Annotated in this window: 21 protein-coding genes; 5 read left to right on the plus strand and 16 right to left on the minus strand. The window is 30.4% G+C overall.

What is annotated here, in order from left to right; all coding sequences use genetic code 11:
* Positions 1-30: 30 nt before the first annotated feature.
* From HNV10_RS06110 to lptB, 3 genes are all read left to right on the plus strand, one after another.
* Positions 31-996, plus strand: coding sequence for a KpsF/GutQ family sugar-phosphate isomerase (locus HNV10_RS06110; protein WP_173300437.1), 966 nt, complete (start codon positions 31-33; stop codon positions 994-996).
* A complete protein-coding gene (gene tatC, locus HNV10_RS06115; RefSeq protein ID WP_173300438.1) occupies positions 996-1,817 on the plus strand; it encodes a twin-arginine translocase subunit TatC in 822 nt (273 codons plus the stop codon). The genes HNV10_RS06110 and tatC overlap by 1 nt, the downstream gene beginning before the upstream one ends.
* A gap of 109 nt (positions 1,818-1,926) precedes the next feature.
* Positions 1,927-2,667, plus strand: coding sequence for an LPS export ABC transporter ATP-binding protein (gene lptB / locus HNV10_RS06120; protein WP_173300439.1), 741 nt, complete (start codon positions 1,927-1,929; stop codon positions 2,665-2,667).
* 1 nt (position 2,668) lies between these two features.
* On the opposite strand, the gene HNV10_RS06125 is transcribed toward lptB, so the two are convergent.
* From HNV10_RS06125 to HNV10_RS06135, 3 genes are read right to left on the minus strand one after another with little or no spacing between them, the layout of a single operon-like run.
* Positions 2,669-2,971, minus strand: coding sequence for a hypothetical protein (locus HNV10_RS06125; protein WP_173300440.1), 303 nt, complete (start codon positions 2,969-2,971; stop codon positions 2,669-2,671).
* Positions 2,972-2,974: 3 nt separating this feature from the next.
* Positions 2,975-3,802 carry a TerC family protein gene (locus tag HNV10_RS06130; protein ID WP_173300441.1) on the minus strand — a complete coding sequence of 276 codons (828 nt, stop codon included), beginning with the start codon at positions 3,800-3,802 and terminating at the stop codon, positions 2,975-2,977.
* Positions 3,803-3,844: 42 nt separating this feature from the next.
* On the minus strand, positions 3,845-4,600 hold the full coding sequence (locus HNV10_RS06135) for a CDP-alcohol phosphatidyltransferase family protein (protein WP_173300442.1): 756 nt from the start codon (positions 4,598-4,600) through the stop codon (positions 3,845-3,847).
* A gap of 143 nt (positions 4,601-4,743) precedes the next feature.
* On the opposite strand from HNV10_RS06135, the gene HNV10_RS06140 reads away from it, so the two are divergent.
* Complete coding sequence (locus HNV10_RS06140; RefSeq protein WP_173300443.1) at positions 4,744-5,814, plus strand: putative type IX sorting system protein PorV2; 1,071 nt, start codon at positions 4,744-4,746, stop codon at positions 5,812-5,814.
* 8 nt (positions 5,815-5,822) lie between these two features.
* Positions 5,823-6,992: a lipoprotein N-acyltransferase Lnb domain-containing protein gene (locus HNV10_RS06145; RefSeq protein ID WP_173300444.1), complete on the plus strand. Its 1,170-nt coding sequence runs from the start codon at positions 5,823-5,825 to the stop codon at positions 6,990-6,992.
* Positions 6,993-6,998: 6 nt separating this feature from the next.
* Here HNV10_RS06145 and HNV10_RS06150 read toward each other — a convergent pair whose 3' ends face one another.
* The 13 genes from HNV10_RS06150 to neuB are packed head-to-tail and all read right to left on the minus strand — an operon-like array spanning position 6,999 to position 21,800.
* Entirely contained in the window at positions 6,999-8,393 is a 1,395-nt protein-coding gene (locus tag HNV10_RS06150; protein ID WP_173300445.1) for an exopolysaccharide biosynthesis polyprenyl glycosylphosphotransferase, read from the minus strand.
* Positions 8,394-8,449: 56 nt separating this feature from the next.
* Positions 8,450-9,460, minus strand: a complete 1,011-nt coding sequence (locus HNV10_RS06155) for a glycosyltransferase family 4 protein (protein ID WP_173300446.1) — start codon at positions 9,458-9,460, stop codon at positions 8,450-8,452.
* A complete protein-coding gene (locus HNV10_RS06160) occupies positions 9,417-10,775 on the minus strand; it encodes an O-antigen ligase family protein (RefSeq protein ID WP_173300447.1) in 1,359 nt (452 codons plus the stop codon). Before HNV10_RS06160 ends, HNV10_RS06155 begins: the two co-directional genes overlap by 44 nt.
* Positions 10,776-10,817: 42 nt before the next feature.
* Entirely contained in the window at positions 10,818-11,900 is a 1,083-nt protein-coding gene (locus HNV10_RS06165; protein WP_173300448.1) for a glycosyltransferase, read from the minus strand.
* A complete protein-coding gene (locus tag HNV10_RS06170; protein WP_173300449.1) occupies positions 11,900-13,039 on the minus strand; it encodes a glycosyltransferase in 1,140 nt (379 codons plus the stop codon). The genes HNV10_RS06165 and HNV10_RS06170 overlap by 1 nt, the downstream gene beginning before the upstream one ends.
* A 41-nt stretch (positions 13,040-13,080) precedes the next feature.
* Positions 13,081-14,073: a glycosyltransferase family 2 protein gene (locus tag HNV10_RS06175; protein ID WP_173300450.1), complete on the minus strand. Its 993-nt coding sequence runs from the start codon at positions 14,071-14,073 to the stop codon at positions 13,081-13,083.
* Positions 14,074-14,082: 9 nt separating this feature from the next.
* Complete coding sequence (locus HNV10_RS06180; protein ID WP_173300451.1) at positions 14,083-14,889, minus strand: hypothetical protein; 807 nt, start codon at positions 14,887-14,889, stop codon at positions 14,083-14,085.
* Between the two features lie 8 nt (positions 14,890-14,897).
* Complete coding sequence (locus HNV10_RS06185) at positions 14,898-16,442, minus strand: glycosyltransferase family 2 protein (RefSeq protein WP_173300452.1); 1,545 nt, start codon at positions 16,440-16,442, stop codon at positions 14,898-14,900.
* Positions 16,439-17,605, minus strand: a complete 1,167-nt coding sequence (locus HNV10_RS06190; RefSeq protein ID WP_173300453.1) for a glycosyltransferase family 4 protein — start codon at positions 17,603-17,605, stop codon at positions 16,439-16,441. The genes HNV10_RS06185 and HNV10_RS06190 overlap by 4 nt, the downstream gene beginning before the upstream one ends.
* On the minus strand, positions 17,602-18,984 hold the full coding sequence (locus HNV10_RS06195; RefSeq protein ID WP_173300454.1) for a UDP-glycosyltransferase: 1,383 nt from the start codon (positions 18,982-18,984) through the stop codon (positions 17,602-17,604). Before HNV10_RS06195 ends, HNV10_RS06190 begins: the two co-directional genes overlap by 4 nt.
* Positions 18,977-20,098, minus strand: a complete 1,122-nt coding sequence (gene neuC / locus HNV10_RS06200) for a UDP-N-acetylglucosamine 2-epimerase (RefSeq protein ID WP_173300455.1) — start codon at positions 20,096-20,098, stop codon at positions 18,977-18,979. Before neuC ends, HNV10_RS06195 begins: the two co-directional genes overlap by 8 nt.
* A 2-nt stretch (positions 20,099-20,100) precedes the next feature.
* Positions 20,101-20,760 (minus strand): TylF/MycF/NovP-related O-methyltransferase, encoded by a 660-nt coding sequence (locus HNV10_RS06205; RefSeq protein WP_173300456.1) that lies wholly within the window; start codon positions 20,758-20,760, stop codon positions 20,101-20,103.
* Entirely contained in the window at positions 20,760-21,800 is a 1,041-nt protein-coding gene (gene neuB / locus HNV10_RS06210) for an N-acetylneuraminate synthase (RefSeq protein ID WP_173300457.1), read from the minus strand. The genes HNV10_RS06205 and neuB overlap by 1 nt, the downstream gene beginning before the upstream one ends.
* Positions 21,801-22,246 lie beyond the last annotated feature (446 nt).

The raw sequence follows: 22,246 nt of genomic DNA on the forward strand, positions 1-22,246 counted from the left end.
TATCTAAAAAACTCAATTAAAAAATAAGTTTTGAACACAAAGCAATCTATCTTAAAAACTGCAAAAACAACGATACAATTAGAAAGTAAAGCTATAAATAATTTATCAGAATTACTAACCGAGGATTTTGCAGATGCTGTAGAATTGATTTATAAGTCTAAAGGACGCGTTATTATTACAGGAATTGGCAAAAGTGCCATCATTGCAAATAAAATTGTTGCAACTTTAAATTCTACTGGTACTCCAGCTGTTTTTATGCATGCAGCAGATGCAATTCATGGTGATCTTGGATTAATATTAAAAGATGATGTGGTCATCTGTATCTCTAAAAGTGGAAATACACCAGAAATTAAAGTGTTGGTTCCACTCATAAAAAATGCTAAAAACAAAATGATTGCTATAACAGGTAATAAAGAATCATTTTTAGGACAACAAGCAGATTTTGTTTTGAATGCATTTGTAGAACAAGAAGCTTGCCCAAACAACTTAGCACCTACCACTAGTACTACAGCTCAATTAGTAATGGGAGACGCTTTAGCTGTATGTTTATTAGAATTACGTGGATTTTCTAGTAAAGATTTTGCAAAATACCATCCAGGAGGCGCACTTGGTAAACGTCTTTATTTAAGAGTAAATGATTTATCATCTCAAAACTTAAAACCACAAGTTGGTTTACAAGCGAGTTTAAAAGAAGTCATTGTTGAAATTACAGAAAAAATGCTTGGTGTTACTGCTGTAATTGAAAATGACAAAATTGTTGGTATTATTACAGATGGTGATTTAAGACGAATGCTAAGCAAAAGTGACGATTTTACTAGCTTAAAAGCAAAAGATATTATGAGTAACAGCCCAAGACGCATTGCTGAAGATGCTATGGCTGTAGATGCTAAAGAAGTCATGGAAGAATTTGGTATTTCGCAATTACTTGTAGAACAGGAAGGAAAATATGCAGGTGTTGTTCACCTTCACGATTTAATAAAAGAAGGCATTATATAATGGCAAAAAAGGAAGTGAATGAGATGTCTTTTTTAGACCATCTCGAAGATTTAAGATGGCATTTAGTAAGAGCTGTAGCTAGTATATTTATCGCTGCAACTTTAGCTTTTATTTTTAAAAATTTTATTTTCGATATTATTTTTGGACCTACTCACATGGATTTCCCAACGTATGAAAGTCTATGTAAAGCATCTGAGTTTTTAGGCATGTCAGACACAACATTTTGTGCCGAAAAATTTCCTTTTATTATACAGAATAGAACTGTTGCTGGTCAATTTTCGGCACATATTTGGACTTCAATTTATGCCGGCTTTATAGTATCATTTCCATATGTACTTTATCAATTATGGAGTTTTATTAGCCCAGGATTAAAACCTAGTGAACGAAAAAACTCAAGAGGTTTTATAATTATTGCTTCTTTATTATTCTTTATAGGAGTCCTTTTTGGCTATTATATTGTTACACCTTTATCGCTTAACTTTTTAGCAAATTACCAAATAAGTGAGGAAATTTCTAATGAGTTTGATATTAGCTCTGTTATTGCAATTGTACGCTCGTCATCTATAGCTTCTGGTTTTGTATTTGAATTACCCATTTTAATATACTTTTTAACTAAAGCAGGATTGGTAACACCTCAATTTTTAAGAAAATATAGAAAATTTGCATTGGTTATTGTATTAATATTATCTGCAATAATTACGCCTCCAGATATTGCGAGCCAAGTCATAGTTGCTATTCCTATTTTAATATTATATCAGGTAAGTATTTATATTTCTGCTGTTGTAGTTAGAAATCAAAAAAGAAAAATGAAACACGCTTAATTCGTTAAAAAGTGAAATCATATTATACAAGGTTAAACTTTTAATAAATGAGTATTAAAGCCACCTGAATAGATATGATTTTATTAAATTTAGCGTTCTTATATACAATATGAAGTTACGAGCAGAACATTTAATGAAGTCCTACAGCGGACGAAAAGTTGTAAAAGATGTTTCACTAGAAGTAAATCAAGGTGAAATTGTTGGTTTATTAGGTCCAAATGGAGCTGGTAAGACAACCTCTTTCTACATGATTGTGGGTATTATAAAACCTAATGGTGGAAATATTTATTTAGATGACACCAATATTACTAAATATCCTATGTATAAGCGTGCACAAAACGGCATCGGTTATTTAGCTCAAGAAGCTTCTGTTTTTAGAAAATTAAGTATTGAAGACAATATTTTAAGTGTTTTACAACTTACCAAATTAAGTAAGAAAGAACAACATGAAAAAATGGAATCTTTAATTGAAGAGTTTGGCTTAGGACATATTAGAACTAATAGAGGTGATTTACTTTCTGGTGGAGAAAGACGAAGAACTGAAATTGCAAGAGCTCTTGCAACTGACCCTAATTTTATACTCTTAGATGAACCTTTTGCAGGTGTAGACCCAGTTGCTGTAGAGGATATACAACGTATAATTGCCAAATTAACTAAAAAGAATATTGGTATTTTAATAACAGACCACAATGTACAAGAAACACTAGCTATTACTGACAGAACTTACTTAATGTTTGAAGGTAATATTCTTAAAGCTGGTAAACCAGAGGAATTAGCGAGTGATGAAATGGTACGTAAAGTTTATTTAGGTCAGAATTTTGAACTAAGAAAGAAAAAATTAATGTTTTAATTTACTTATTACTCTGTTTCATTTTTTGAATCACTAATAAAACACCATAAACAAAAGCAGATTGTATTATTAAGTTAATTGACCAATATATAAGTATCATTACAAAACTTTCTGACACAAAAAATGGAAGTTTACTATTGATTAAACTTAACGGAATACTGCATATAGATATAAGAACAGAGGTTATAGACGTTAAATCACTGTTTCCTTTAGATAATAAAACATCTACCAAACCGATAATAAATTGAATTACCATTAGCACAAAGAAAATATAGATTAAATATTTAAGCTTATACTTTTCCATTATTTACTGGTTTTTATTACTACTTTTTAACGTGTTCTCTCTTTCTTTTATTAATTTCTTTTGATATCGTCCTTGCACAATATCAACAATAACTAAAACAACAATTACAAAATAAAATGTGGTTTTGCTCATAGGCACAATTTCGTTACCAAAAATCTTTAAATGAGCTAAATGACCACCTTCTGTCACTAACATAATACCGACAATAAATAATATAAAAAGCCCTAAAACTTCATACATTCTATTTTTAGCCAAAAATGTAGATATTCTATCTGCTAAAAATAGCATCAATAATCCACTTGCAACAATTGCGATTGCCATTACAATAAATGCGGTAGACGCATCTTTAATTTCACTTGTAAGACCTATAGCTGCTAAAATTGAATCAAATGAAAATACTAAATTCATTATTACAATACTAACCACTACTGCATTTGCTGTTTTTTTTCGTTTATCAGTACCATTTTCAACATCATGACTTAAATCTGTAACAGCTATCATATGCCAAATTTCTTTTATAGCCGTATAAATAATAAAACCTCCACCTACTAAAACAATAATGCTATGACCATTAAATGCAAAATCTAATACATTTTCTATATGACCCGTTAAAAATGAAAACGGTTCTTGAAAAAAACCAATAACTCTAACTAAAACAAATAACAATACTATTCTTAATACTATAGCGATTAAAATACCAACTTTTCTTACTCGTTTTTGGTCTTCTATTGGTGCTTTTTTAGATTCTAGAGAGATATAAAGTAAATTATCAAAACCTAAAACAGCTTGCAACATTACAAGCATTAGAAGTGTAAAAAGAATTTGCGCCATAATTAATTTAGTATAGTTGTTAAAAGTAAGTAGTAAGTATCTTTATTTAATATTTTTTCTATCAACTAACGACAATATTAGATACAATGCAATAATTAAAGGAATTGCAGCAAATTGAAGTACAATTAAAAGAACAATACTAAGAACCAGAAAAATATAACGAACAGCGTTATCTTTAAAACTCCAGTTCTTGAATTTTAATGCAAATAATTTTATGTTAGAATTTAGCAAATAACAACTTAATAACGTTAAGCCAATCAAAAACCATTTATTTATAATAATAGAATTGATTAAATCACTATTCTGATACTCTAAAATCAATGGCAACGACAATATCACTAAGGTGTTTGCTGGCACAGGTAGACCTTTAAAATATGTTTGTTGATCTTCATCTAAATTAAATTTTGCTAATCTATAGGCAGAAGCCAAAGCAATTAGCAAACCAATTAGTGGTAATAACGGCATCTCTAAAACAGTGGTTTCTACTCCAGAAGACCACGTATCAGCGTAATTAAAATTAGATGTCCCTAAAGACTCTGAAATAAGTTTAAACATTATTACGCCTGGTACAACACCACTTGTTACTAAATCTGCAAGAGAATCTAACTGTATTCCTAAAGGACTCTGCACATTTAATTTACGGGCTAAAAGTCCATCAAAAAAATCAAAAAATATCCCTAAAAAAACAAATATAGCGGCAGCAATAAAATTACCATTTACAGCAAATACCAAAGCTATGCAACCCGAAAATAAATTCAGCAATGTTACTATATTAGGAATATGACGCTTAAAACTCATAATTTAAATTTATGTAAAAATATAAAAGTATTTGAGTCTTAACTTAATATTTTTAAAATTGCGCAAAAGAAAACAATAACAACACTACTTTTCAGTTAAATAGATATAAAAATATTGTGCATCTTTGTAAAAAATTATTGCTGTTGAAAAATTACTTGGTAATTCTCTTAACACTTACTACGCTTATTGCTTCAGGTCAAACTACGAGAAAATATTCTAATGAATTTATGAATATCGGTGTAGATGCTGCTGCATTAGGTATGAGTAATGCAGTTGTTTCTCAAACAGCTGATGTAAATTCTGGATATTGGAATCCAGCCGGATTGGTACATCTTGAAGGTAAACAATTGGCATTAATGCACTCTAGTTATTTTGCTAACATAGCCAATTACAACTATATAGGTTTTGGAATGCCATTAGATAATAAAAGTGCTTTAGGCATCTCCTTAATTAGGTTTGGAGTTGATGATATTTTAGATACTACACAACTCATTGATGACCAAGGAAATATTAATTACGATAGAATAAGCACATTTTCTACAGCAGATTATGGTCTCACGTTTTCTTATGCGAGAAAATTACCATTAGACGGATTAAATTATGGTATAAATGCTAAAATAATTAGACGGATTATAGGTGATTTTGCTTCTTCTTGGGGTTTTGGGTTAGATGCAGGAATTCAGTTTGAAGGTAATAACAATTGGAAATTTGGATTTATGGCAAGAGATATAACAACCACCTTTAATGCTTGGTCTATTGACGAAGCCAAGTTTGAACAAATTAGTGGCGCTATAGATGGTGAAAACCAAGAATTACCAGAAACTACAGAAATCACTATTCCAAAACTTGAAATAGGAATGTCTAAAAAGTGGACATTTCACTATGACTATACTTTAGTCGCTGCTGCTAATCTTAATATGCGATTTGCTCAAAACAACGACATCATATCTACCTCATTTGCAAGTATTAATCCTGCGTTAGGATTTGAGTTTGGTTATACGGATTTGGTGTTTTTAAGAGCTGGTGTTGGTAACTTTCAAAATGAAATTCAAATTGATGATTCAGAACAATTAACGTTTCAGCCCAACTTTGGAGTAGGTTTTAAATATAAAGGTATAGAAATAGACTACGCTTTTACTGATATTGGAGACCAAAGTGCAGCTTTATACTCTAATGTTTTTTCATTAAATATAGATTTTAGTTTTTTTAGATAAATAGATACATGAAATTAAGAATATCCTTTATTGTAATTCTATTCACCATTATTTCAACGTTTGGACAACAATATCAATTATCTCCAGAAGCGCAAGTCTCAGTTCTAACAATTGGTCCTGGCTCATCTTTAAACGATGCTTTTGGCCATAACGCATTTAGAATTAAAGACAACAAATTAGGAATTGATGCTATTTATGGTTACGGTCAGTACGATTTTGACACACCTAATTTTTATTTAAAATTTACACAAGGTAAGTTAGAGTACCTTATTAGTAGGCATAACTTTGCTGACATTTACTATCATTACACCAGTTATAATCGTTCTATAGAAGAACAAGTTTTAAATTTTTCACTAGAAGAAAAACAAAAATTATTTGACTATTTAGAAAATAATTATAAACCAGAAAACCGTCGTTACCTATATGATTTCTTTTATGACAATTGTGCAACACGTATAAGAGATATTACTGAAATAGCTACTGATGGTAAAATAAATTATAATATACCTAAAAGTTTTAAACACAAGACTTTTAGAACACTTATCCACGACCACGTTGGTCTTAATACATGGGGAAGTTTTGGGATTGATATTGCTTTGGGCTCTGTAATTGACTTAGAGGCTACAACTTCAGAACACATGTTTTTACCCAAATATATTCATGATTTTTTTGCGTATGCTACTATAAATGATTCTAAGCAATTAGTAAAAAGCTCATCAAACCTTTACCAGAAAAAGGAGAATAACTCATCCTTAAGTTTCCTTTTTAGTCCACTAATAATAGTAGGATTAATAAGTCTTGGCATAATTTTTCTTACCTATAAAGATTATAAAAACAATCATAGAACAAAATGGCTAGATAGTATTTTGTTAGGAATCACAGGTGCAGTAGGTATTATTCTATTGTTACTATGGTTTGCAACTGACCATACAGCAACAGCCTATAACTTTAATCTTTTATGGGCTTTTCCGCTAAATATTTTAGTTGTTTTTCAATTATTAAAAACAAAAATTAAGAATTGGGTTAGACGTTATTTTAAATTCTTAATTATTTTACTGACACTTTTAACGTTTCACTGGATAAGTGGTATTCAGGTCTTTGCTATAGGATTAATTCCCTTTTTAGCTGCACTTTTTATTAGATTCATTTACCTTTTAAAGGTTTTAAATAAAAACTAAAAAATACTATTGTCCTCTGTAATATAATATTGTGCTGAGTGTTTTTATTGAAATGCTAAAATCTAAAAAGACACTTCTATGTTTAATATAATACAAATCGTATTGTAGTTTAGTTAAACTATCATCAATAGAAGATCCATATCTTGTACTCACTTGCGCCCAACCAGTAAGACCTGGTTTTATTATATGACGCGTTTCATAAAAAGGAATAATACGAGACAATTCATTAACAAAAAATGGACGCTCTGGTCTTGGCCCTATAATACTCATTTCACCTTTTAAAACATTGATAAATTGAGGGATCTCGTCTAAACGAGAACGACGTAGAAACATACCAAAAGCCGTTATTCTAGAATCATTTTTTTGGGCCCATTTTACACCATTTTCCTCAGCGTTTTCAACCATGGTTCTAAGTTTAATAATCTGAAAAGGTTTTCCATTGCGTCCTACACGCTCTTGTGAATAAAATAAAGGACCTTTGTTTCCTATTAAATTTCCTACTAAAATAATTGGTAAGATTAAAACACCTAAAAGCAAACCCAATAATGAGAAAAAAACATCAAAACCTCGCTGAAAAAAGATGTATAACTTGTTCTCATTACTTCTACTAAAAGGAAAATATTTGTAAAAGTCCTTACCAACAAATTGAACAGGAACTTTTTGAAGCAACTCTTCATAAACTTGTGTATAGTCTCTTATTTTAAATCCACGTTCTAGAAGCAACATAAGATCGTGATAAACTTCTGTTATAATAGCTTCAGTATTAAAACTTGCTACCAAAATTTCGGAAATTTTTTCTCTATCAATAATTTGTAAAAAATCTTTTGCTTCAAATTCTTTAATTCCCTTATACCTTACAGAATCTTCAGATGAACTTTCACTGTTTATAAAACCCACAATCTTATAATTTGGATCAGTAGAGCCAAAGGCCTTTACAAGGCCATCAATATTTGAAACTTCTCCAACCAAAAGTACGCGCTTATAAAAACGAGGCGATTCAATTAAATTTATATATATAATTCGCCATAAGAGAACAGAAAAAATAATTGTTAAATAGAGATATACAATTTGGAGACGCTCAACAGGAAGATAAGGCGAAAGTACAGGTGTTAATAGGTAAAAAAGAACTACAGTAGATGCCGTAATAACAATATTTCTAAAAGTTGAATCGGCTTTACTTGCTTTCTGTAAATCGTATAATTCAAATATGGTTCCGAATATTGATATATATACACCTAAAAGAATTAATGCAACACTATTGTCCGTACTTACTTCAATGTACTCAAAATCGAAAGATATACTCAATAAATAAACACCAAAATATACCATTGCCAAATCAAAAATTCTAAGTAGAATTTTGCGCTCAGAAACTTCGAAATGTATGCCTTTCTTTTTAGCCATAAATAAAGAAAACTAAGAAGTAAAGATAATAAGTACAATTGATTCTATACATATATTTAAGACAAAAGGTTTTGCCATTTTGGTTTCACGGATTGCCAACTAAAATTTTCGACTTTTTTGCGAGCATTCTCAACTAACTTATGTTTGAATTCTGCATTATCTTTTATTCTTATTATTGCCTCTACCATTGCATTACAATCATTAGCATTTACTAAAACACCATCAAAATTATCAGAAATTAAAAAAGGAAGTCCTCCAACATTTGTTGAAACTATTGGTAGACCAAGAGCCATAGCTTCTATTACGCTTACAGGTGTATTATCAAAATTAGTAGTATTAATAAAAATGTTAGCATCTGTAGAATAATTAATCCATTGTTGTTTAGACAACTTACCTGTAAAAGTTACATTGAGATTTTTCTGTGCTGTTAATGCTTTAACTTTTGTTAATGACCCATCTACATCTGGACCAATCATGGTTAATTCCGCTTTATAATTGAGTTTTAATAATTTTTCTAAGACTAAAACTGCTAATTCGGGATTATATATTGACGAAAATGACCTAACCCATAATAGCCTAATAACATCTATGTTTCTATTTTTAAAAGTATAATTTTCTAATTCTATACTGTTTGGAATGTATTGAACATCTTTATAACCATAATTATTAAAAACTGATTTCAAAAAATTTGAAGGTGCAATTAATTGGTATGCGTTTTTAAATATGCGCTGGCTTAATTTTGGGTTATTAACTAATCTGTGCTCTAAATTACCTCCATGTAGAATAGGGATATATTTAATATTAAATAACCTACACATTTGACTAATAACTAAAGCATAGTAAAAATTGACAGTACTATAAGTATCTATTAAAACAAAATCTGTATTATAACTATTTCTAATAACTAATACAGCCATATCTAATAAACGCAAAACTTTATTAGACTTAGTAGACGCTATTTTTAAATTACTCATAGCTTTTAAATGAGCACTAAGCGTATCTATAGTTGAGCTGGTCTTTCCTTTATTGGATAATGCGTTTCCTATGTATAGGACGTTTTTTTTCATTAGTAACGTTTAATAAGGCTAAAGCGTAAATAAATCCAGGTGCAGCTAAACGCATTGCCGAATGATTAATAGTGGCAAACCAAAACACTAAAAAAGCATAAAAAAATAAGTTATTTTTCGATTTTTCTCTTATACTCAAAGGTTTTAACAAAAGAATACAAATTATAAATATTCCAAGTATTCCATGCTCGGACAGCAATCTGCTAATCTCATTGTGTGAAGCAATAATCTGCCCCTCTTTTTCTAATCTCACCTGCTTCATCCCACTAGCACCAACACCTAAATAAGGATGGTTTATAAATCCTTCTAACTCTCCTAAAAATAAATCGGTACGACCTGTGGTTATATCATCCTTATTTCTACCTACTGCGTCTTGATTTGCATATCTGTTTTCTATTAAACCATTGGTTTGATCTTTACTTACAACCCAAGTAACCAAACCAAATAAACAAAAAAGAATAAAGGCGAATATAATACGTCGTTTTTGATTAAAACTAGAATTGGAGAATAATAATAGTAAAAAAGCCCCAATCATTAAAATAGCCGTGAATACTCCTCCTCTACTAAAAGTAACCAAAGCTCTAAATGTTATTGCAATAATTAAACTTCCATTAAATATTTTTAATAAGAGATTTGGTGATTTTAAAAAAAAACGAACAGTAAGAGCAAATATCCCTAATCCTAATATTGTAGAAACTTGATTAGGACCAAAACCACCAGAGGCACCAAAATTAGAACCTGTACCAGCTAAAGTCTCTTTAATACTCGGCGAGTATAAAAAAAGATAAGTTGTCATTGAAATCACTGGTAGACTTAAATATTTAATGATATCTAACAATTCTGACTTTGTGATTCGTTTGTTGTAACAGTATAAAGAAGAAATACCTAAAGCAACAGGACCACTTAACACAAACGCCACAGAGGATCTAAAAATTAAATCATAACCCAAATTTATAGATGCCAAAACCACTGCTGGTAATAATGCAATTAAATAAAAAAAGTAGGGATAACTACGGTTTGAAATTCCGGAATAAAACATTCCTAATATAGAAAATAATATTATTAAATATTTTGAAATTTCATAAAACAGACCTCCTCCTGTCATTCTAAATAAAGACTCTCCAGCAACAATATAAGAACAAGCAAATAATACAGTTAACGTTTTTTTTGATTTTTTGGCTATAATAATCTGAGCAACAAAATATACAATTACGGCTAAGTAAAAAGGCTGACGAATAATTGGTAAATAAAAAATTAGAATACCAATAACAATGTGTAATACAATTAAGCTTAAATAATTTAAATCTTTAATCATAAACTTTTGTTTGTTTGACTTTACTATATACTGAAATACATATCAAAACGTTAATATAGTTCTATACCGTTCTAGTATCAAATTTATTACTGACGAATGCGAAAATTTGTTAGTTATTACTTTATTTAAATTTAGTCCCATTTCTATAGCCGCTTTTTTGTTACGGATGTGCTCGCTTATAGCATTACTTAAAGCGTTTGGTTGTTCTGAAGGCACCAAGAGTCCAGAGAAATTATCCTCAACTACTTTATTACAGTCACCTATATTAGTTACAACTACAGGTAACTTTGCATATCCATATTCTAGCAACGCTAATGGTAAACCTTCGGATTTAGAAGACAACACACCTATATCACATGCAGAGAGTATTGCTGAAACATCGGAACAACTGCCATAAAAGAAGACTTTTAAATTTAGCTTTAGAGAGGTCACTAATTCATACACATTTTTAGAATAAGCATCATCAAAATCTTGACCAACACAATGGAGTGTAAATTCAGGAAAATCGGAAGTAATCTTATTAAATGCTTCCAATAAATTTATATGGTCTTTTTGAGGACGCAAATTCGCTAAACAAACTATTCTTCTTCCGTTTATTCCTTTTAAATCTGTTTTAAGCTTAGCAGAATTAGACAAATTCACAAAATTTGGCAAATAACTTACCGACTTATGATTTAAATTCTCTTTTGCCCAAGAAGCCAAAGCTGAATTAACCGCAAAACTATGAGAAAAAAAATACGAACAAAGCTGCAAAACAAGTTTAGGTCGTTTGGATACATACTCACTATTCCCATAATGATCATGCCATACAACTTTAGTTTTTCTGCAAAATAAAGATACTACAACCGCAAGAAAGAAGGAGCTAGAATGCGCATGAATAATGTCAATTTTCTCTTTAGTTATATACTTATAAAATCTAAAGAAGCTTTTAAAATCAATAGTCCCTTTTTTTTGTAAAAAAAGATACTTCACATTATTATATAGATCTTCTTTTAAAAGACCTTCAAAACGTGTGGTACAGAGATATGAAACTTCAATTTTATCTGATAATGCATTGGCCATATTAACAGCCATACGTTCAGCTCCACCAGCGTCTAATGTATCTATTAATTGTAAAACTCGCATTAGATTATGGTTAATTTACTTATTTCGTTTTCTAATCTATCTACAGTATATTGCTGAGACCAACGTAATGCATTATGTGATAATCCATTTAAATGCTCATTTCCTTTATGTATTGACTCTAAAATTGTTTCTACCGCACGCTCTAGATTAGCCTCAATTAAAATACCACGTTTACCAAAATCTAAAATCCATGGTAGACAAGATATTTTGGTTGAAATAGGTATAGTTCCAAAAAACATACCCTCTGCAATTGCTTTTGGCCAACCTTCGCTTTTAGAAGGTAAAATGGAGAAATGTGCATCTAACAAACAGGTTTTGACTTTCTCTTTGGGTTGATTTCCATAAATAAAAACATTATTATTTAATTTTTTTTCATTTAGATATAGTTTTATATCATTCATTAAAGGTCCATCTCCAAACATGTGTAGTTCTGCCAGTATTCCTTTTTCTATTAAAGCTTCAATGATTTTAATTGTAAGCATAGGACGTTTTCCTACAACCATGGCACCTGTAAATACAAACTTTAACTTTTTAGAATATTCACGTTTTTTAAATTCAATTTTCTCAGATTCCGTATAAGTTGCAGACATAAAAGGAACAACGGATTTAGATTGATTTTCCCAATCTCCATAGACTAAAACTTTCATGTTTTTAGTTAAAAATGTATTACTTAATAACCATTTTTGAAACCTATATCCAAGAGGCTGGTTACTATTTGGATTCCAATTACCTGCGTATTTAGTGGTTTTTGGTATTCTTGGAAAAAATACCTGAACTATCGCTGCGATAGCAGATACATTGCTAGGACATCGAAAATGAAAATAATCTGATTGATACATTACCCTAACCATTCTAAAAATAATCAATGGTAAGTAAAAAAATAATTTAGCTATACTAAAAACCGATTTAACATTAAAACCAGGAACCTTTACGAGACTTATATTAGTATGATTATAGGGTGACTCTAATTTATCAATATTTTCAGAATTGCTAAAATTACCAACAACAATAACCTTATCAAAATGACTAGTCCACATATTCATTTCATTTATATAAGGACTGTAGCCATATAATTGTCCATTCTTTTTTTTATGTACAACTAAGGTAAAAACAGCTAATGTTTTATTATTTTTTCTCAATTCTTAAAACAGTTTAATAAAATTTAAATAATAAGCTTTTCTTATTTAATAATTGGCTTAGAGACTACTAATGTTAACAAGCCTACACACCTACCTAAGCCTTCTTTCAACCTAGTTATCTTATACTTACTTTTTAAAGCTCCAACAAAAGTAAGTAACATAAGTAATATTTCCGTTAAATACCATTTTACGATTGCTTTGAGAGTTGGTTTGCTATTTTTTACTCGCCAAATGTACCATCCATTTCTCGCTACCATTTTGCCGTACCTATAAGAACTTGGTCTACCTGAAGCATCATGATAATGACCTAATCTTGCTGCCGTATTTACATATAATTCTCCAAGTTTTGAAAGACGTAAGCAAAAATCAGCATCTTCATAGAGCCCATAACCCTCAAAGTATTTAGAAAATTGTAACTTCTTAAATACTTCACTTTTATACGATGAAACTCCACCCATAAATTGTTCTACATTATAAATTTTATCCGAAGGTGGTAAAAAACTAACAGAACGACCATGGCTAAAAGTTGGCAAAAAACAAGGAGGAGTATCTGGTTCTAATCCAAAAATTGAGCGTACTCTAAAACGTAATGGTTCATCTCTACAATAACCATCATAATAGAATACTTTTTTAGCATTAATATTTTCACATTGATGCCATTGCACTTCATTAGTTATATATCCACCAACTCCTAAAGCTTCTGGATAGGTTTTATAAGTACCAATTAAATGATGGAAATAATCGCTTTCTAAAATAACATCATCATCCAAAAAACATACAATGTCTATATTTCCTTTTAATTGAGATATTCCAAAATTTCGTTGTTTGGTTAAGCCCTTATGTTTTTCTTCTACTTTAAAATATTCAGTATTATTAAAGTTATTATTTGCAATTAAATCTCTTGTTTCATTATTCTCTGAAGCATCAATAATTAAAATCGCATTAGGATGCAGTGTTTGATTAGTAACTGAATTGAGCAATCTCTCAAGAGATGAAGAGCGGTTATATGTGCAAATAATTAATGCAAAATTCATACTGTAGTCTTAGTTTTTATTTAGATAACCCATTGCCATTCTTAGCGATTTAGAACCTTTTTTTATAGCCATTAATTGAAGTTTATTTACAGAATGATCTCTATTTACAGGATTAAAAGCCTCTGTAACCTTTGTTGATTGCCAAATACTCTTTCCACCTGTTTCTTCTTTAAAAAATGAAGTGTTAATTACATTTATGTTATCTATTGCCTCTGAAAATTCACTAAAAGTTAATTTAGAATCAAACTTTTTTATCAAGTATTCTAAATGCTCTTTATCACGTTGCACAAGCAACTCGTAGCGAACTAAAATGAAGTTATTGCTTTTAGGTAAATTTTTTAAAATTGAACTACTGTACTTTCTAGCATATTGATAATGATAAATACCTGTAGGCCAAAGGATTTTTTTAATTTTAGATTTGAAATCGTTTTTCAACCTAATCCCTTTAAATAATGAAAATAAGCAATCTTTTGGATCACGGTAAGATACAATACTTATATCTTCTGGGAAATATTTTAGAGTAGTCTCAGCACCTACAAATGAGGTGTACTTTATGACTTTATTTACTCCATCATTTAACAACTTTTCTCTAATGGGTTCTATAAAAATACTATTCAAAAACTCTTCTGACCTATTACTTTTATATGATGTTTTGAGCGTAGTATGATAATTTTCAATTATTGGCCCAAATGGTACTTCACTACGTTCTCCCACAACGGTTTCTGTTGAGACAAGTTTCCTTAAAACATCAGCCACAAAATTATGACCTGAGCGAGGAGATTGTGAAAAAAGAAAAAGTAATTTCGGATCTTTCATATAATATATCAATGATTATTTTGATTAATTAGATTTATAGCCGAGTCTTCGCTAATACGCCATCTCTTCTTAAATTGTTTTATGTAAGCAAAAGGATTTTTAACGTTTTGTGCCTTATAATATTTAATAGCTAAGGTTGTTTTATAACCTGAAAGTTGAGCTTTAGTAGTGTGTAACATTCTAAATAGCATTATAGTAGGTGAAGGCTTCGGTAATAATTGATTATTAGTTGTTTCATTTAAGGATTTAATATCACTTCTAAAACCACCAATTGGCGCTTTAAGATGCAGTAACTTTAAATTTGGTGCATAGATAACATCTTCGCCAATATTTCTTAATTGCATACCAAAGTCAACGTCCTCACCATAACCATGCTCTAAAGCCATATTAAATCTTAGATTTTTGACACATCTAGATAACACCATACTACTTGCAGATCCAAATGCAGCCCATTGTTTAATGTTTTTTACCGTGTCTGTTTCATTGACTTGCAAGCAAGCTAGGTTTATTGCATTAATATCGAGTTGTGCAAACGTTTTAAAAGTTCGTTCTAATAGTTCTTTGTCTTCTAACCTTATGTCATCATCTGCAAAAAAAACATATTCAGAGGTCACTAAATCCAAGGCGATATTACGCGCGTTACATGCACCTGTTTGGTGTATAAATATATGCTTTACTTCAAAAGGCCACTCATCATCATTTAAATAGTCTAATTCTGAACTCGAAGTTGGTTCCGGGTTTTGCTCAACGATAATAACTTTACTAGGCAAAGTGGATTGCTCTTTCAAATCTTTTAAAAAATCATACAAATACTTTTTTCTTCCCATAGTGGGAATAATAACATCTAGTGAAAAGTTCCGTTTATTAACTTCGGAATTTGGCGTACTTAACTCAATTTTAAAATCAACAGTTCTTTTCTTGAAGAATAACCCATAACAGAGCGAGACAAGAGTAAATCTTTTTTCATAAATCAACAGATTAATAAAAAGTAATAGAATCCATCGTTTTTTATAATGTGATGCTATAAATTTATAGAGATTATTAATATTAGCAGATTTAGATTTTACAATATCTGGCCTTAATAAAATCTGTGGTGATGAATAGCACCACAACCCATTAGTTAAACCCAATTTACCGATAGAGTTTAAGGCAAAATCAAGATTTTTATCTTTAACAGTATTTTTAAATTTTAAAAGTTGACGAGCATGAATAACACCACAATTACTTGTCATTAGCCAAGTTGGGTATTTCACATCTTTGGCAATTTTTAGAAATGGTGAATCTTCCACATAGCCAATTGCGTCTCCCAAATATGTATTAGACGCATAGGACCACATCATATAATCCTTAAAATTATTAAGGATATAAGGCCTATTAATATCGTCTTTTAACTTGGTATGATACCAAATAATTATATCGTTGGGATTTTGATCTGCAATGTCATAAAATTGAGAAATAAGAGATTGCTTTTTAGAAAATTGTAATGCAACACTTACATCTTCTACCCTATAAAGATTAAGGATTTCCGACCCGTTATGTTCAATCTCTATCATAACCCAATAAGCTCTTTATAAAACTGAATATTTTTTTTAACTTGAATCTTCATGTTAAACGCACTATCAACTTTTAGTCGTGCAGCTTTTCCAATACTTATACATTTTGGAATATCATTTAAAAGACTATTTATTCTTTCAGCATATTCTTTATGATGAGTAGGATGTATTAAATAACCGTTTTCTCCATTATCAATAAGTGATTGTGCCCAACCTATACTAGTATTTACAACAGCTTTTTGCATAGCCATAGACTCTATTGTAACCATACCCAAAGTTTCTGCAAAAGATGGAAAAACACAAACTTGAGCATTTTTTATACAATTTTTCACTTCAGTATAAGGCACTTTTCCTAAATAACTAACATTTGACAATGCTTTTGGTGTTAACAAGGCTTCAAATAATGAATAGGTAGAATTTGTACCTGTTTGTACATCACCACTATCTGCACCCACAAGTATAAGTTTTACTTCAGGATTAGCCTCAACTACAAGATTAAAAATCTGTGCCAAATCTAGAACTCCTTTTTTTCGGATTATAGTACCAATATATAATATGGTATTTGGTGTAAACGATGATGGGTTATTATTGATAAAATCATTTAATGATAATCCATAATGTATAGTTCTAATTTCTTTTTTATTTATCTTAAATAGTTTCTGCGTTTCTGTTGCAGCAAACTCTGTTGGAGCAATATATGCATCTGCCATTTTTAAAGCGTTACTTTCTAAAAAGCGATTTTTCCATTTCTGTGGTCGCTTTTCTAAATGACAAAAATAGGTATCACTACCATGAAACCTAATTACAACAGGTATCTTAAACTTCATAAAAGCGGTAAGACCTGTCCAATCGGGAGCTTCGAGAATATCAACACCTTTATTTTTGCATATTAAATTTATGCGTTTATTAGCATAAATTCTATATAACAACCAATTAAAAGCTCTAAAGGTTTTATGTTTAATTTTATACAGTGTTATACCACTATCATCGATTTCTGCATTCTCATCTTGATTTACAATAAAAACACTAACCTTATATCCTTCATCAGATAATGCTCTAGTTAAATGTTTTATACTTGTACCCAAACCACCAGAGTTTCCGGTGGAAGAATGAGGATACTCCATTGTTATAAAACCTATATGTAATTTTTCGGTTAAACTCATTTCTCCAATAAAGCTTTTAAAATACGATCAGAACTCATCTCAAAAGGGCTAGTGTTAATATGTTGAAACCAAGCTTTAGCATGAACCGTTGTCTCATTAGGCTCAGAAATCATTTTTAAAAGATCTAACTCCATATTTGGCGAATTTAACCAAATCACAGCTTCTTTACTTGGTTGAGATCTAAAATGAACATATTTATAAACGTGCACGCCTTTGCATGAGTTTAAATTAGAATCGTAATGATAATTAACATAAGCACATGGTTTATTATGGCTCGCAAAATCAAACACCATTGATGACCCTAAGTTTATAACGCCTATGCAATGTTCGGCTAAATTGGCTAATAATATTCCATCTTTAGCTGTTGGGAATATTTGATTCCATTGCCCTCCAAATTCTTCCCATAATGGCTCTATTGGTGTAATAATATCTGAAAAATCTCTTAGAACTTTATTATAGCGATCTGAAAAATCAACAGGACAACGCCTAAAAATAAGACCTACTTTGTGACCTTTATCTCTCAATTCTTTTATTGCTTGCGCTACATCTCTAAGATATAAATCATCTTGTGGACTTGTTGTAATATCGTCTCCACTAAAACAAAAATAATTATAGTCTTGTTTTAGTTGGTAAGTTTCATAAAAGTCTGTTCTAGTTAATATTTCATGTTTATTAAAATGAGGTTCAAACTGCGGAGTGCCAGTTACTTTTACTTTCTCTTCTTTTATAAAAGGGTGATAATCTAACAACTCTAATTTCATATGCTCACTCCACACATGGTACATATCGGTAACAACCTCTAATGTGGATTTAGGAACATTGTCCCAAGAAAATATAAAACCAACCGTATTAATACCTAAAGCTTTTGCTGCCTCTACTGGCGCAATAGCAAGTACTGAACGTTGACTTGTATTGTAAACAACATCTGGCTTAACTTCTTTTAAGGTATCAACACACATTTTGTAATAGTCTGTTCTACTTTCTAGTGTATTCGTTTTTTTTCTTAACCAGAGTAAGCCTTTTTCAGAGTTTGAAACTAAAATTATGGTTTTAGAAATAGCCGTTCTTATCTTATTTTTTATTCCATTAAAATTCCATGGAAATTTATAAGATTGATATACATTATCTTGTTTACGCTTTGTAAAACAATTAAGTTCTACATGCTTTCTAGCATTTTTAAATACAGAAGTTAATGGATGTATTTTTGCTGATTTTAAAGGAATAGAATCATAACCTAAATTAGAGAGGTCAAACGAAGTACCATTCCAAAAAGTCACTTTATAGCCAGCCTGTATAGCTTTTTTATAAAAAGAAGTATAGGCAAAGTTTCTAAGACTAACACCATCTGTTACTATTACCAATACATGAGGCTTACTCATAACTTTGAAATTGTTTTTGATGATTTATAGTCCAAACACGTGTCGATTCTAAACTATCTAAAAACAGCTCAGCACTGTTACCTTTACCAAAGGAATTTGTTAATTCGTTTGAAGACGTGTTTAAGTTATTAAAAGCCTTTTGAATCTCTTTTTTGTCACAAGGCACATTAATTATTTTAGATGATGTTGCTCTATTAAGTTGTCTATTTCCAATATTTATAGTAGGTATACCATAATAAGGAGCTTCTCTAACACCAGCACTACTATTACCTATTATAAAATCTGATTTCTTTAGAAGTGTTAAAAAATATTCAAATCTAACGGAAGGAAAGACTCTAAATTTAGCATTACCTTGTAGTCTTTTATAAGCTTTAAGAATATGTTTACTCCCTAAATCATTATTCGGATAAATAACAACATAGTTTTTTTCGCTTTCAATTAATGCTTCTACAAATTGATTTGCTCTGTCTTCAATTTCATCAATCTCTGTTGTAACCGGATGAAACATTGCCACTGCATAAGCACTATAATTTATTTGATAATATTGTTTTACCTCATCGATTGATGGTAGATTCTTAGAAAACATAATATCAACATCTGGAGAACCTATGGTAAAAATTGAAGCTTCAAGTTCTCCCATTTGCAATAGGCGTTTTTTGGCTTCATCATTCGACGTATAGTGAATATGGCTTAATTTTGTAACCGAATGTCTTATTAATTCATCAATTGTGCCTGATAACTCACCACCTTCAATATGTGCTACTAAAATATTATTAAGACTACCAACAATTGCACCAGCCAAAGCCTCTACTCTATCTCCATGAACTACAATTAAGTCTGGCTTTACATTCTTTATGTATTCAGAAAAACCGTTAATGGTTTTAGCTAAAGTTAAATCCATTGTAGCTTCATCCGTATGGTTATGAAAAGTAGATATATTTTTAAATCCACAACGTTCTACTTCTATAAGGGTATAGCCATACTCATGCAGCAAATGCATACCTGTTACAAAAATATATGGTTCAAAATCATTATGATTTTCAACACTCTGAACAAGGGCTTTAATTTTACCAAAATCTGCTCTTGTGCCTGTAAGAAATACTATTTTGCGCATAGTTATTTTACGATATATGAAATAGCATTAGAATAGGGTAACTTTTTTATTTCAACATTATTTTGAAAAAAATCATCTACTGCTTTATTTGTACCAGCAAATGCACCATAATCGTCTAAAATTATAATTCCTCCTTTAGTTACTTTACTATACAGTTGTTCTAAAACAGCTTTTGTCGGTTCGTATAAATCGACGTCAATATGAAGTAGTGAAATCTTTAAATGTGGATTAACCTCTATATATTTATCTAAAGTTTGAAGAATATCTCCTTCAATTATTTCTACATTTTTATGAAGGTTTTGTTTTTTGAGTAATTTAGAAATCTCCTGATAAGAAATACTTTTACCTCCTTTAGTTTCTTCAATAAAGGCATCTCTTTTTAGTTTATCTTCTTCAAAATTAGCTTCAGGAAAATCTCCAAAAATATCAAAACCAATAATTTTACGACTACTAGTTTGCTCTAACAGTTCTCTAAATTTAATCCATCTAAAAAAAGAATTTCCTTTAAAAATACCGAATTCTACAATTTCTCCTCTAACCTCTGAGGTGCGCTTAAAGAATTCTAAATGTGAAATAAATTTGCTAAATCTTGAAGGGTCTGCTGTAGCATAAAATCCATTTTCGTATTGAAAACGCTTTTCTAAATCGTATAAATCACTCATTATTCAAAATCTTTATAATCTAAGTGTTCTCCTTCTTCAATTTCTCTAAGTGCAGTTTTTCCTAAAACATTATTATATTTTTCAGCTAAAATTTCTCCTGTTCCTGGGCGTTTTACCCAAATATTCTTTTCGGTAAGTTTCTCTCCTTTTTTTACATTAGCTATGGTACAAACCGTTGCAAAAGCAAAATCAATAGTAACCTTTTCTTCTTTTGCTGGCACTTTGGTTCCACCTCGCATAGACCAAATTTCCTTGCTTCCTACGATAAGGTTTTTGCATTCTTGCTCGTCCATACTACAAATAATATCTGGTCCTTGTCTTTGCATATGATCTGTAAAATGACGCTCTAATATGGATGCACCAAGTGCAACTGCGCCAAGGCATGCATTATTGTTTAAGGTATGGTCACTTAACCCAAATACATTATCTGGAAAAGCTTTATGTAATTCCATCATAGCACCAAACCGCACTAAATGCGATGGTGTTGGATACAAATTAGTGGTATGTAATAAAGCTAACGGTGTATTATTTGCTTTAAAGATTTCTACAGCTTTGCTAACACTTTCTATAGTATTCATACCTGTACTTAAAATTACAGGTTTGCCAAATTTTGCGATATGCTCTAATAGTGGGTAATTGTTACATTCTCCAGAACCAATTTTATAAGCAGGAATATCAAAACGTTTTAAACGTTCTGCTGCTGCTCTAGAAAAAGGTGTAGATATAAAAATCATCCCTTTACGTTCTACATACTTTTTTAGCTCTAACTCATCGGCTTCATTTAAAGCGCAACGTTCCATTATTTCATAAATTGAAACTTCTGCATTACCTGGAATAACTTTCTTTGCAGCTTTACTCATTTCGTCTTCTACAATATGAGTTTGATGTTTTACCACCTCTGCACCTGCCCTATATGCTGCATCAACCATCTCTTTGGCTACCGAAAGTGAACCTTCGTGGTTAATGCCTATCTCTGCAATAACCAAAGGTGGATAATCTAAACCTATTTTGCGATTAGAAATTTGTATGTGAGGATGCATGGATTAAAGAGATTTATTTCAAAAATAAGATTTTTAAGTACAATGAAAAATCATTAATACTCTTTATTTAAGATTTATGAACTAATGGTTGATGCTTTAATAAAAAAAGTGAATTTCTGTATTAAGACTTAATGTTTTGAGTTAAAACGCATAATCTTATAACTCTTACTTTTACTATAAAATTTACTACTTAGAACGAATTAGCAAATTGCTCAATTACTACTACAGCTCACTTCTTTTTTGATTTTTCAGTAGCACGTTTTGTACTTATAGAGTTTTGGTTTAATTACCTAAAATATCTACAGTGTTTTTTAAGGCATTGGCATATGAATCAATATATGCCAACAAAAGCTAACTTTTTAGTAATCTAGTCCCATTTTGCTTGTAATCTCTTTGATTCTACCATAATTGAAAAAATTACAACTATATGTTTGTAATTATCATTA

Origin of the sequence: Winogradskyella litoriviva, assembly GCF_013249065.1 — a bacterium.
Lineage (GTDB): Bacteria > Bacteroidota > Bacteroidia > Flavobacteriales > Flavobacteriaceae > Winogradskyella > Winogradskyella litoriviva.

Coding starts and splice junctions, on each gene's coding strand:
- HNV10_RS06205 (WP_173300456.1), bottom strand. CDS start 20,760: ATGAGTGATTTATACGATTTAGAAAAGCGTTTTCAATACGAAAATGGA.
- HNV10_RS06190 (WP_173300453.1), bottom strand. CDS start 17,605: ATGAGTTTAACCGAAAAATTACATATAGGTTTTATAACAATGGAGTAT.
- HNV10_RS06125 (WP_173300440.1), bottom strand. CDS start 2,971: ATGGAAAAGTATAAGCTTAAATATTTAATCTATATTTTCTTTGTGCTA.
- HNV10_RS06195 (WP_173300454.1), bottom strand. CDS start 18,984: ATGAGTAAGCCTCATGTATTGGTAATAGTAACAGATGGTGTTAGTCTT.
- neuB (WP_173300457.1), bottom strand. CDS start 21,800: ATGCATCCTCACATACAAATTTCTAATCGCAAAATAGGTTTAGATTAT.
- HNV10_RS06165 (WP_173300448.1), bottom strand. CDS start 11,900: ATGCGAGTTTTACAATTAATAGATACATTAGACGCTGGTGGAGCTGAA.
- HNV10_RS06145 (WP_173300444.1), top strand. CDS start 5,823: ATGAAATTAAGAATATCCTTTATTGTAATTCTATTCACCATTATTTCA.
- lptB (WP_173300439.1), top strand. CDS start 1,927: ATGAAGTTACGAGCAGAACATTTAATGAAGTCCTACAGCGGACGAAAA.
- neuC (WP_173300455.1), bottom strand. CDS start 20,098: ATGCGCAAAATAGTATTTCTTACAGGCACAAGAGCAGATTTTGGTAAA.
- HNV10_RS06180 (WP_173300451.1), bottom strand. CDS start 14,889: ATGAAAGATCCGAAATTACTTTTTCTTTTTTCACAATCTCCTCGCTCA.
- HNV10_RS06135 (WP_173300442.1), bottom strand. CDS start 4,600: ATGAGTTTTAAGCGTCATATTCCTAATATAGTAACATTGCTGAATTTA.
- HNV10_RS06175 (WP_173300450.1), bottom strand. CDS start 14,073: ATGAATTTTGCATTAATTATTTGCACATATAACCGCTCTTCATCTCTT.
- HNV10_RS06150 (WP_173300445.1), bottom strand. CDS start 8,393: ATGGCTAAAAAGAAAGGCATACATTTCGAAGTTTCTGAGCGCAAAATT.
- HNV10_RS06130 (WP_173300441.1), bottom strand. CDS start 3,802: ATGGCGCAAATTCTTTTTACACTTCTAATGCTTGTAATGTTGCAAGCT.
- HNV10_RS06160 (WP_173300447.1), bottom strand. CDS start 10,775: ATGATTAAAGATTTAAATTATTTAAGCTTAATTGTATTACACATTGTT.
- HNV10_RS06155 (WP_173300446.1), bottom strand. CDS start 9,460: ATGAAAAAAAACGTCCTATACATAGGAAACGCATTATCCAATAAAGGA.
- tatC (WP_173300438.1), top strand. CDS start 996: ATGGCAAAAAAGGAAGTGAATGAGATGTCTTTTTTAGACCATCTCGAA.
- HNV10_RS06185 (WP_173300452.1), bottom strand. CDS start 16,442: ATGATAGAGATTGAACATAACGGGTCGGAAATCCTTAATCTTTATAGG.